Source organism: Melissospora conviva, from assembly GCF_049523535.1.
Classification (GTDB): domain Bacteria; phylum Actinomycetota; class Actinomycetes; order Mycobacteriales; family Micromonosporaceae; genus Melissospora; species Melissospora conviva.
On the sequence record NZ_JBLLDT010000011.1, the window covers coordinates 27,683 to 40,326 of the forward strand.

Sequence of the window (12,644 nt, forward strand, 5' to 3'; positions counted from 1 at the left end):
TGATCCGGGTGGTTGACCGGGCGCGTAAGGCGGGGGTGGTGATCACTCCGGCGCAGTTCATCGCGCATCCGACGATCGTGGGTCTCGCGTCCCGGGCCGCGGCGTCGGGTGTGGCCGATGGTGGGCCGCAGAGCCGGGTGGTCGAGGTGCTGACGGAGATCTGGCGGGATGTGCTGCGGTTGCCGTCGGTGGGTGTGCGGGACGATTTCTTTGCTCTGGGCGGGGATTCGCTGCACGTGATCCGGGTGGTTGACCGGGCGCGTAAGGCGGGGGTGGTGATCACTCCGGCGCAGTTCATCGCGCATCCGACGATCATGGGTCTCGCGTCCGTGGCCGCGGCGCCGGGCATCACCGCGACGGGAACGACGGGGGCGGAGAGCGGTGTGGTGCCGCCCGTGCCGTCGCACCTCGCCTTCGCCGAGCGGAACTTCGCCGACCCGCACCTCTACACGCACATCTTCATGTCCGAGGCGGGACGCCCGCTGGATCCGGCGCTGATGGAACGAGCGGTGGCGGCCGTGGTGACACACCACGACTCGCTCCGGATCAGCTTCCCGAGTGAGGGCGGCAGGCTGTCGGTCCGGGTCAACGCCCCGTACCGGCCCACCCCCTTCACCAACGTGGACCTGTCCGCCCTCGACCCGGCGGACCAGGAGATCGCCTTCCGGCGGCTGGACCGTTCCCTGCACCGCAAGCTGGACCTGGCGAACGGGCCGCTGCTCCAGGTCGCTCTCGTCCGGTTCGGGGCGGGGCGGCCGGACACGCTCGTCGTGATCGTTCATCACCAGCTGATGGACAACAGCTCCTGGGATGTCCTCATGGAGGACCTGCAGATCGCCTACCAGGCGCTGGAGGTCGGCCAGGAACCGCAGCTGCCGGAGCCGACGGCGACCTTCGCCGCCTGGGCCCGCAACCTGGACGCGCTCGCGCGCTCGCCGGAGCTGACCGAGGACATCGCCTACTGGACGACGCTGGCCAAGGAGCCCATCCCGTCCTGGCCGCTGGACCACGAGGACGGCGACGACTGCTTGTCGTCGGAGGAGATTGTCGTCGTCGGTCTCGGCAAGGCGGAGACGACGGCACTGCGCAAGGTGCTGCCACGTGAACACCGGCTCAGCCTCAACGACGGACTGCTCGCCGCGCTGCTCCAGGGCTTCACCGAATGGTCCGGCCAGTCGTCGATGCTGGTGGACCTGGTGGCACGGGGCCGGGAGATGGGTGGGGACGAGCTGGACCTGTCCCGGGCCATCGGCCGCTTCTCGATGACCTCGCCCCGGCTGGTGCACCGGCCGGAAACGCCGGGTCCGCGGGCGCTGCTGGAGTCGGTCCGCGAGCAGGTCGAGTCAGTGCCGCGGCGGGGCCTCGCCTACGGTCTGCTCCGCTACATCGGGGCGCACCCGGGCGTGGCGGACGCGCTCGCCCCGCTCGGCAAGCCGGCGATCCTGCTCAACAACTGGGGCGAGTTCGTGCACGACCCCGAGGAGTCGCCGCTGCTCGGGCCCCCCATCGACGATGTGTGGCCGATGCCGAAGCTGCAGCGCATGCATCAGCTTCAGGTCTTCGCCCGCTTCGAGGAGGGCGAGTTGCGGCTCTACCTGAAGCACAGCCGCAACCTGAACGACCGGGCGAGCATCGAGCGCCTCGCGGACTTGACGCTGGCCGCACTCCGGTCGTTCGTCCCGCCGGCCGGTGCCTGACTCCGCCCTCATCAGACGCACACACAGAAGGACCCCGACATGGAGCATGTGAAGGAATACTGCCTTTTCCCCGCCAAGGAGAGGGTGGCGTGCATCGAGGCGACGGTGCCCGGGCTCTCGCCCGCCGAATGGGCGGCGGAGCACCAGGACGTGATCAACGCCCGGCTCGACGCCTACGGGGCGGTCCTGCTCCGCGGCTTCGACGCCCCGGAAGCGACCGCGTTCTCTGCGTTCGTTCGAGTCTTCGGCGAGGAGATGGCCGAGTACACCTACCGCTCGACCCCACGCAGCAAGGTCGGCGACGTCTACACCTCCACCGAGTACCCCGCCAGCGAGGTCATCCCGCTGCACAACGAGATGGCCTACACCAGCGTGTGGCCGCGTCGTCTCTTCTTCTACTCGCACGTTCCGGCGCAGACCGGCGGGGAGACCCCGCTCGCCGACAGCCACGCCGTCTGGCAGCGCATCCCGGCCGAAATCCGGGAGCGTTTCGAACGCCACGGCGTGCGCTACGTCCGCAACTACCGCACCGGCCTGGGCGTCTCCTGGCAGGAGACGTTCTCCGGAATGGACCGCGCGGGTGTGGAGGAGTTCTGCCGCGAGCGTGGGATCACGTACGAGTGGCTTGACGGCGGCGACCTGCGGACCAGCGAGACCTGCCAGGCGGTCGCCGTGCACCCGGTGAACGGGCGGACGGTGTGGATGAACCAGGCCCACCTGTTCCACGTCTCCAACCTGCCCGAGGCGACCAGGGAGGCGCTGCTGGAGCTGATGGCGGAGGAGGACCTGCCGCGCAACGCGTACCTCGGCGACGGCAGCCCGATCACCGACGCCGATCTTGCTGCCATCCGCGAGGCGTACGACGCGGAGTCCCTGGCGTTCCCCTGGCAGCAGGGCGACCTGCTTGTCGTGGACAACATGGCGATGGCGCACGGACGGCTGAGCTTCACCGGTCCGCGCAAGACGCTGGTGGCGATGACCGGCTCGTACAGCAGTCGGGAGGCGGCGTGACCAGCCACGAGGAGAAGCTCGCCTTCCTGGCATCGCACGGCGTGGCCGAGCTCGCGCACTCCGACGCCGATCTGCTGGCGCACCTGCGCGGCGTGCACGACCTGCTGGCGGAGTGGGGATCGCGCTCGGCGCTCTGCGACGCGGGGCTGTTCCACTCGGTGTACGGCACCGAGATCTTCCCGACCGGCGCGATCCCGCACGAGATGCGGCCCGCCGTGCGGGAGCTGATCGGTGAGGAGGCGGAGGTCCTTGCGTACCTGTTCGGGACGGTCACCCGTAACGCCCTCTTCGACGCCGCCTTCGACGGTCCGCCGTTCCTGCTGGAGGACCGCTCCGGTGGCTGCGTCGCAGTCACCGCCGGCCAGTACGCCGACCTCGCCGCGCTGACCGTGGCGAACTGGCTGGAGCAGCGGCCCCGGTTCGCGGAGGCGACCCGCTTCAGCCGCGCCCGCGAATTCGACGCCATGCGCCGGTACCTGCCGGATTCCGTCCGCGCCGCGTTGGAACAGGCCTACGGTTTCGCCCCGCTCGCACCCGCCGGAAACGAGTGACCGTGACCAACATCGACGCGCCGGTACCCCCCAGCGCCGAGCAGGACGCCCCAATTCTCTCCCGGATCTTCATCCAGTGGCCGTCGGTCCTGGTGAAGACGGCGCTGCACCGTCCGCTGAGGCTCTCCGACAGCCTGGCGCCGCCCCGCTACGACCACCTGGAACGGGTCGCGCCGGCGTTCGCCGACGCCTGGTCCGCGCGGCGTGGCCGTCCGGACGGGCTGCGCCGCGCCCTCTACCAGACGTATCGCAGGCGGTTCTGGTGGGCAGGGCTGATCTTCCTCGCCTACCAGGCCTGCGCCACCCTCGGGCCGCTGCTGGTGCGGGAGCTGATCGCCTGGTTCGAAGGCGACGGGCGCGGACCGGTCGTGGAGGGTCTGCTGATCGCCGCGGGGCTGGCCGGGTTCTACGTGCTGGACTCGCTCAGCCACAAGCACCAGTGGTCCGAGGTGTGGAAGACCGCGCACTCGATCACCGGGCTGCTGCGCACCGAGATCCTGGGCAAGTACCTGCGGATGGACCGGGGCGCGCGGCTGGCCCATCCCACGGGTGAGGTCATCACCCTGGCATCCTCCGACGCGCGCCGGGTCGGGCGGGTCGCGTTCACCCACATGTCCTGGGCGGTCCCGCTGGGCATCGCCGGATCCTGTGTGGTCCTCTGGGTGCTGCTGGGCTGGGCGGCGATCGCCGGCATCGTCATCCTCGTCGCCGGGCTCTGGCTCTCCAACCTGGCCAACGAACGGGTCTTCGCGCTGGTGCCTGCGATCCGGGACGCGAACGGGACCCGGATCGGTCTGGTCAGCGCGTACCTGGGAGCCATGAGGACGCTGCGCACCCACGGCTGGGAGGATGTCGCGGAGCTGGCGGTCGGGCGTGAGCGCGCGGTGCTCGACAAGCTGCTGGTCCGCCGGCAGCAGCGGCTCGCCACGCTCTACCTGGTCAACGCCGCGACCCCGGTGCTGATGGTGACCGCGACCCTGGTCGTGTACGCGGCGCTCGGCAACGAACTGCGGGCGGCCGACGTGTTCGCGGCGATCGCGGTGCTCACCGTGCTCCGCTCCCAGCTTCCCGAACTGGTGCGCTACCTGGACATGCGCAACGAGTGGCGCGTCGCCCTCGGCAAGGTGACCACGTTCCTGGAGGCGCCGGAGGCAGTGGCGCCGCAGACCGTCGGGAGCGCCCCGGCCGGAACGGTGGAGCTCGACGGGGCGTCATTCGGCTGGCCCGGCGCGGACGAGGCTGCCGCGCCCGCCCTGGCCGACGTCGACCTGCGGGTCGCCCCCGGGGAACTGGTCTGCGTGCTGGGCCGCGTCGGCAGCGGCAAGTCCGCGCTGCTGGCCGCGCTTGCCGGGACGATGCCGGGAACCGGCGGCAGCGCCCAGGTGTCCGGCAGCGTGGTCTACCTGCCGCAGAAGCCCTGGATCATGCAGGGCAGTGTCGCGGAGAACATCCGCTGCTTCTCCCCGGAGAACCCGGACCGGTACGCGGCGGTGGTCCGCGCCACCGCGCTGGAGGCGGACCTGGCGGCGATGCCCGCCCGGGACGCCACGGTCATCGGTGAGCGGGGGGCGAACCTCTCCGGCGGGCAACGGCAGCGCATCGCGCTGGCGCGGGCCGCGTACGAGGACGCCGACGTCTACCTCCTGGACGACCCGACCAGCGCGGTCGACGACGCGGTCGCCGGCACCATCCTGGAGAGGCTGCTGGACGGTGTGCTGGCCGGCCGTACCAGGATTGTGGCGACCCATCGCCTCGACGTGGCTCGCCGCGCCGACCGGGTCGTCGTGCTCGACGGCGGCCGGGTGGTCGCCGCGGGACCGCTCGCCGAGGTCGCCGCCCGGATGCCGGAGCTGCTGCCGGCCGTGACCGCCGGGGAGAGCGTGCGCTCCGCCCCGGACGCCGCGGCCGCCGACGAGCCTGCCGAGGAGATCGTCGAGGAACCGGCCGAGCAGGTCCGGCAGGGCCGGGTCGGCACCGCCACCTACCGCCGCTATCTCCAGGTCCTGACGCCGGGTGTGCTGGTCGTCGCGCTGCTGGGGCTGGCCGTCGGTGGGCAGGCCGTCCTGGGTGGCTCGTCGTTCTGGCTCGGCTGGTGGACCGAGAACGCGGGGCAGGACACCCTCTTCTACGCGAGTGTCTTCGCCGCCATCGGCCTGCTCGCGCTGGTGCTGGACCGCGGGCTGTTCAGTTTCGCCTTCGCCCGGGGCGTGGCGGCCGGCCGGTACCTGCACGCGGGGATGCTGCGCAGGGTTGTGCGGGCTCCGCTGCCGTTCTTCGACCGCAACCCCTCGGGACGTGTCCTGGCCCGGTTCTCCGGCGACATGGAGACCATCGACCTGGAGCTGCCCGAGACCACGATGGACGCCCTGCGGGTCGCGGTCGGCGTGGTGGTGCCGCTGGCCGCGCTCGCCCTCACCAGCCCGCTGATCCTGCTGGCGGCCCCGCTGCTGCTGGTGGTCTTCCTCCGCTGGCAACGACTCACCCGCGCCAGCACGGTGGAGGCGTCGCGGCTGTCGAAGCAGGCGAACGAACCCATGCTCGCGCTGCTCGGCGAAGCGGTCGAGGGCGTCACCTCGATCGAGGGACGGGACACCCGGGTACGCGGCTACCGGTCCGTGTTCGGCAACCGGGTCCGCGTCGCGCACCACGCGGACTACACCGTCAACTCGCTGTCCCGGCACTTCAACCTGCGGCTGGACATGCTCGGCGCCGTCGTCCTGCTGGCGTACGGGGTGCTGATCGTCGCGGTCGGCGGGATCGGCGCCGGCCTGGCCGGTGTCGGGATCACCTTTGTGTACGCGCTGATGGAAGCGCTGGCCATGAGCCTGATGGCGGTGCAGATGATGGACCTGTCGCTGGCGAGCTTCGAGCGCGTCGACGACTACACCCGGCTGCCGGCCGAGCGCACCGACGGCAGCCCGGCCCCGGACGGCTGGCCCACGGCCGGAGCTGTCCGGTTCGAGGACGTCACCCTGCGCTACACCGAGGGTGCCCCGCCGGCCCTGGACGGCGTGTCGTTCGAGGTTCCCGCCGGAAGCAAGGTCGGCGTTGTCGGCCGGACCGGAAGCGGCAAGTCCAGCCTGTTCACGGCGCTGCTGCGGCTGGTCGAGCCGGAGCGGGGGCGTGTCGTCGTGGACGGGGTGGACACCTCCACTCTGCGGCTGGGCGACCTGCGGGCGGCGGTCGAGGTGGTGCCGCAGGACCCGGTGCTGCTGCCCGGCACCCTGCGGGACAACCTGGACCCCAGCGGCGCGTACCCCGATGCCGCGATCATCGCCGCCCTGACCAAGGTCGGCCTCGCCGACCGGCTGCTCGACGCGGACGGTCAGGGCCTGGATGTGGCCCTGGCCGCCGACGACGGTCAGCTCAGCGCGGGGGAGCGGCAGCTGCTCTGCCTGGCCCGGGCACTGCTGCGCGGTGCGAAGCTGGTCCTCATCGACGAGGCCACCTCCCACCTCGATGCCGAGACCGACGCCCGGATCCAGCGTCTGCTCGCGGTGGACTTCGCCGCGGCCACCGTCCTGACCATCGCGCACCGCCGCGAGACCCTGGCGAGCGCCGACCGGGTGGTGACGCTGGAGGGTGGCCGGCTGGCCGGGGTGACCGAGCCGGACCGGGCGGAAGCGACGGCCGCCGCGGCGGCGGAGCCGCCCCGGCGGCACGGCGGACATGCCGATCTTGAGGAGATGGTGCCGTGACCGGGCATCACGCCGCAGTGCCGCAGGCACCCGCCCCCGCCGCCCAACCGGACCAGCCGGTGCTTTCTCTGGACCTGCTCACCGGCCGGGCCCGGCCGGTGAGCGGCCGACGGCACGCCGAGCAGGTGCCCCTCGCCGTCGACGCGGAGACCGCGCGCAGACTGGCCGAGGTGAGCCAGGAGCACGGCGTGGCGCCCTTCACCGTGCTGCTGGCGGTGGGAAAGCTGCTGCTGGGCCGGTACGTCGGCGCACGGGACGTCACGGTCGGTACGCCCGTGGCCGGCGCCCTGGCTGTGCTGCGCACGTCGTGGGCGGACGACGAGACGGCCGCCGAGCTGTTCGCCCGAGTCGGGGCCGCGCTCCGGACGGCGTCCGCGGACGCCGGCGTCCCGCTCGGCGGGGCGGACGAGGGGCCTGGCCCGCAGCCCGCTGCGGGCCAGGCCGCGCCGTGCCCGGTCGTGTTTGCCCAGGGAGTGGTTTCGGCGGCCGGTGACGCCTCACCCGACCTCACCGTGTGCTGGGACGAGTCGGCCGCAACGGGTCTGTCCGGGGTGCTCGGCTACGACCCGGACCTGTTCGACCTGGCGACGGCCCGCCGGTTCGCCGGCCACTACCTGAACCTGCTCGGCCATGCCCTCGCTGAACCCGGAACGCGGGTCGCCGCGCTCGTGCACACCTGCGCCGAGGAGCGCGCTCTCCTCACGCAGTGGGGCACCGGCGAAAGCGTGGCCGGCGCGCCGGGCGTGCCCGAGGCGTTCCTGGCGCGGGCCGGCGCCTCACCGGAGGCGGTCGCACTCGAGTACGACGGTGACATCCTCACCTACGCGCAGCTGCGGGACCGGGCCGACGCCCTGGCGGCCGTGCTGCACGCCCAGGGGGTGACCCGGGGCAGCGTCGTCGGGTTGGCGATGGCGCCGTCGGCGCAGCTTGTCGTCGCGATGCTCGCGGTCCTCGCCGCCGGGGCCGCGTACCTCCCGCTGGACCCGGCACACCCTCGGACGCGGCGCGCGTTCATGCTGCGCGACAGTGGCGCCCGGCTGCTGATCGCCGACGGCGCGGTCGACTTCGCCGACGACCTGCCGGTGCTGAGGCTCGACCGGCCGGTGCCGCCGGCTGTGCGCGACGCCGCGGCGCCGGCGCACCCCGCGGAGCTGGCGTGCGTCCTGTACACCTCCGGGTCGACCGGACGCCCGAAGGGCGTCGGAATCACCCACGGCGGGATCATCCGGCTGGTCCACGACGCCGGCTATCTCCGGGTCGGACCGGGTGACGTGGTCGCCCAGGTGGCGAACGTGTCGTTCGACGCCGCCACCTTCGAGGTGTGGGGGGCGCTGCTCAGCGGTGCCCGGCTGGTCGGCATCGCCAAGGACGACGCCCTCACACCGGCCCGGCTGGGCGAACGGCTCGCTGACCACGGTGTCAGCACGATGTTCCTCACCACCGCGCTGTTCCACCGCTGTGTGGACGCCGACCCCACGATATTCGCCCCACTGCGCACCCTCTTCTTCGGCGGCGAGGCCGCCGACGCACGGCGCGTCGCGGCGCTGCGCACGGCCCTGCCCGGCCTGCGCCTGGTGAACGGGTACGGTCCGACCGAGGGCACCACCTTCGCCAGCACCTGGGACGTGACGGAGCTGCCCGAGGGCGCCGCCCGCACCCCGATCGGCCGGCCGATCGGCGGGACCCGGCTGCACGTCCTCGACGACCACGGCCGGCAGTCCGGCATCGGCGTGCCGGGCGAGCTGCACCTCGGCGGTCCCGGCCTGGCCCGCGGCTACCTCGGCCGGCCCGACCTGACCGCCGAGCGCTTCGTGCCGAGCCCATTCGAGCCGGGCGAACGTCTCTACCGGACCGGTGACGTGGTGCGCTGGCGGGAGGACGGTCAGCTCGAGTACCTGGGCCGCGCCGACCACCAACTCAAGATCCGCGGTGTCCGTATCGAGCCGGACGAGATCGCGAGCGTCCTCGCCACCTGCCCGGGGGTCCGGGCCGCCGCCGTGGACGTGCGCGGGGACGGCGACCGGCGGTACCTGGTCGCCTACGTCGTGTCCGCCGGCCAGGTGACGGCCGCCGAGATGCGTGCCCACCTGGCGGCCCAGCTCCCCGCCGCGATGGTGCCCGCCTTCTACGTGCCGCTGGAGACCCTCCCGGTCACCCCGAACGGCAAACTGGACCGGGCGGCGCTGCCCGAGCCCGCCGCGCACCACGGAGCGCGCGCAGCCGGCGGTCCGCCGCCCCGGGGACCGGTCGAGGAGCTGGTCGCAGAGGTCTGGCAGGAGCTGCTCGGCGTGCCGGTGGCCTCCGCTGCCGACGACTTCTTCGCACTCGGCGGGCACTCCCTGCTCGCGGCCCAGATGGTGAGGCGGGTCGCCGCGCGGGCCGGCGTCGATCTGGGCGTCCGGGTGGCCTTCGAGGCGCCCACGGTCGCCGCGTTCGCGGTACGGGTCGCCGCTGCCCGGCCCGCGGTGGCCCACCTGCCCATCCCGGCCGCCGGCGACGGGCCGCACCCGCTGTCGTACGGGCAGCAGCGACTCTGGTTCCTCGACCAGCTCGCCCCCGGGCGGGCGGTGTACACGGTGCAGCTGGTGCTCACCATCGACGGGCCGCTCGACGTCACCGTCCTCGACGCAGGACTGCAGGCCCTTGTCCGCCGCCACGCGGCGCTGCGGACCCGGCTGGTCACGCTGGACGGTGAGCCTCGGCAAATCGTCGACGACGCGCCGTCCTCCGTCCTCGTCGTGGACGACCTGCGCGGGTGCGCCGACCAGGACGAACGGGCCCACGCCCTGGTGCGCCAGGACGCCGACGAGCCCTTCGACCTTGCCGTCGGGCCCCTGGCCCGGTGGCGCCTGGTCCGGCTCACCGATCGGCGCTGTCTGCTGCTGGTGACGGTGCACCACGCGCTCTGCGACGGCGCCTCGGTCAACGTGCTGATCCGCGACCTCGGTCTGCTCTACGCGGCCGTGGCGACCGGCGCGCCTGCTCCGCCCCCGCTCACTGTCGGGTACGCGGACTACACCCGGTGGCAGCGCGAGCTGCTGGCCGGGGAGACCCGGGCGGCGCAGCTCGCCTACTGGGTGGACCGGCTCGCCGGCGCCCCCGCCGCACTCGACCTGGCGACCGGCCGTCCCCGCCCGCCCGTAACCCGCCACGTCGGGGAGATGTTCGGCATCCGGCTGCCCGCCGCGCTGGTCAGGAGGGTCGACGAGGTGGGCCGGCGGCACGGCGCCAGCCGGTTCATGGTTCTGCTCGCCGTCTTCCAGGTGCTGCTGGGCCGGTACGCGGACGTCCGCGACGTCAGCGTCGGCAGTCCGGTCGCCGGACGTACCCGCCCCGAGTTCGACGACGTGGTCGGCTTCTTCGTCAACACGGTCGTCCTGCGCGTCCGCTGGCGGGACACCGACACCTTCGGGGAGCTGCTGACCCGCGCCCGGGACGCGGTGCTCGGCGCGTACGAGCACCAGGACGTGCCGTTCGAGCAGGTCGTGGAGGCGGTACGGCCGTCCCGTGATGCCAGCCGCAGCCCGCTGTTCCAGGTCATGTTCTCGGCTCAGAGCGTTCCGGAGCGCACCGACGCGCTCCCCGGTCTGTCGGTCGCGGTGGCCGAGTCGACCGGCCGGGTCGCCAAGTTCGACCTCACCGTGGCCTGGGACGAGACGCCGACCGTCGAGGGCGACCTGCGGGGAACCGTCGAGTACGACGTCGACCTGTTCGACCGGGAGACCGTCGAGCGGCTGGCGCAGAGTTACCACACCCTGCTCGAGGCCGCGCTGGCCGCGCCGGGCGCCCCGGTGGCAACCCTGGATCTGCTCGCCGAACCCGAGCCGATCCCGCCCGCCGCCCCTCATCCGGGGATGCCGGCCGCCGCGACGCTGCACGGTCTGGTCGCCGCTGCGGCGGCCTCCTGGCCCGATCACCCCGCCGTCGTCCAGGGTGACCGGTCGGTCAGCCACGGGGAGCTGGCAGCTCGCGCCGCCGCCGTACAGGCCCACCTCACCGCCTGCGGGGTCCGCAGCGGCGACACCGTCGCCGTGCTGCTGGACCGCACGCCGGACTGGCCGGCGGCGCTGCTCGGTGTACTGCGCACAGGTGCCGCGTACGTTCCGCTGGCCCCGGCCACGCCGCAGGTGCGACTGGCGCACATCCTGGCCGAGTCGTCGGCCGTGGTGCTGCTCGGCTCCCGTGACAACGGGCCGTACGCCGCCGGCGTGCCGTTCGTCGCCATCGAGGACGCGCTCGCAGCCGCGCCGGCCGTCACCGCGCCGCCGGTGCACCCGTCGGCGCCGGCCTACGTGCTCTACACCTCGGGCACCACCGGGCAGCCCAAGGGTGTCAGCGTCAGCCATGCCAACCTGGTGCACACGCTGGAAGCGGTCGCCGGGCACTACGAGCTCACCCGCGACGACCGGGTGCTCCAGTTCGCCGCGCTCACCTTCGACGTGGCGGTGGAGGAGCTGTTCTCCACGTTGATCCGCGGCGGCACCGTGGTGCTGCCGCCCCGCGGCCCGGTCCCCGGCCTCGACGAACTGACCGCCCTGGCCCGCCGGGAGCGGCTCACCGTGCTCAATCTGCCGGCCTCGTACTGGCACGAATGGGTCGCCGCGCTGGACCATCACCCGCCGGCGTCCTGCCCGCAGCTGCGGCTGGTCGTGGTCGGCAGCGAGCGCGTCGACGCGAGGCGGCTCACCCGGTGGCGGACCGCCGCGCCGCAGGTGCGGTGGCTCAACGCCTACGGTCCCACGGAGACCACGATCACCGCCACCGTCCACGAACCGGCCGACGACGGGGAACGCGCCACCTCGACCGTCCCGATCGGACGACCGTTGCCCGGCGTACGGGCGTACGTCCTCGACGGCGCGCTGCGGCCGTTGCCCCGTGGTGTCGCCGGTGAACTCTGGCTCGGTGGCCCCGGTGTCGCGCACGGCTACGTCGGCGATCCGGCCGGCACCGCCACCGCCTTCCTGCCCGACCCCTGGGGTCCACCGGGTGCCCGCATGTACGGCACCCGGGACCGGGTACGTCTCGGCGCGGCCGGCGAGCTGGAGTTCCTCGGCCGCGACGACGACCAGGTGAAGTTGCGAGGTCACCGGATCGAGCTGGGAGACGTCGAGGCCGCCCTCGGCACCTTCCCGCCGGTCGGGGAGGCCGCGGCCGTGCTCCGCGAGGACGTGCCGGGACGTCCGGTTCTGGTCGGCTACGTGACGCCGGCGGGGGTCGACGTGACGCGGTTGCGCGCGCACCTCGCCGACCGGCTGCCCGGCTACATGGTGCCCTCGGCGATTGTCGTGCTCGACCGGTTGCCGCGCGGTGAGCGCGGCAAGGCCGACCGGGCCGCACTCCCGCCGCCGGTGGCGACCACCGCCGGTCACGCGGCGCCCAGCAGCGAGCTGGAGCGGATGGTGGCGGCGATTTGGCGGGAAGTGCTGATGGTCGAGCACGTCGGCACCGACGAGAACTTCTTCGAGATCGGGGGGCACTCGCTGCTCATGGTGCGGGTGCAGACGCGCCTGGGCGAGCAGCTGGGCCGCCCGGTGCCGGTGGTGGACCTGTTCCGCCATCCCACCGTGCGCGCGCTCGCCCGGCACCTGGCATCCGGGCAGCCCGCGCCCGCACCGACGACCGGGCAACTCCGCGCCGAGATACGCAGGACGATTCAGCGGGGACAGACGCCGCGACACGGCTGAACC

General features: G+C 73.1%; 5 protein-coding genes. All 5 read left to right on the top strand.

What is annotated here, in order from left to right; all coding sequences use genetic code 11:
• A partial coding sequence (locus tag ACK8GG_RS20065; protein WP_440356993.1) for a condensation domain-containing protein occupies window positions 1–1,697 on the top strand: 1,697 nt, incomplete at its 5' end.
• Between the two features lie 39 nt (window positions 1,698–1,736).
• Window positions 1,737–2,708, top strand: a complete 972-nt coding sequence (locus ACK8GG_RS20070) for a TauD/TfdA family dioxygenase (RefSeq protein ID WP_440351082.1) — start codon at window positions 1,737–1,739, stop codon at window positions 2,706–2,708.
• Window positions 2,705–3,259, top strand: coding sequence for a DUF6817 domain-containing protein (locus ACK8GG_RS20075; protein WP_440351081.1), 555 nt, complete (start codon window positions 2,705–2,707; stop codon window positions 3,257–3,259). The genes ACK8GG_RS20070 and ACK8GG_RS20075 overlap by 4 nt, the downstream gene beginning before the upstream one ends.
• Before the next feature lie 2 nt (window positions 3,260–3,261).
• Window positions 3,262–6,957, top strand: coding sequence for an ATP-binding cassette domain-containing protein (locus tag ACK8GG_RS20080; RefSeq protein WP_440356994.1), 3,696 nt, complete (start codon window positions 3,262–3,264; stop codon window positions 6,955–6,957).
• Window positions 6,954–12,641, top strand: a complete 5,688-nt coding sequence (locus ACK8GG_RS20085; RefSeq protein WP_440356995.1) for a non-ribosomal peptide synthetase — start codon at window positions 6,954–6,956, stop codon at window positions 12,639–12,641. Before ACK8GG_RS20080 ends, ACK8GG_RS20085 begins: the two co-directional genes overlap by 4 nt.
• Window positions 12,642–12,644: the final 3 nt, after the last annotated feature.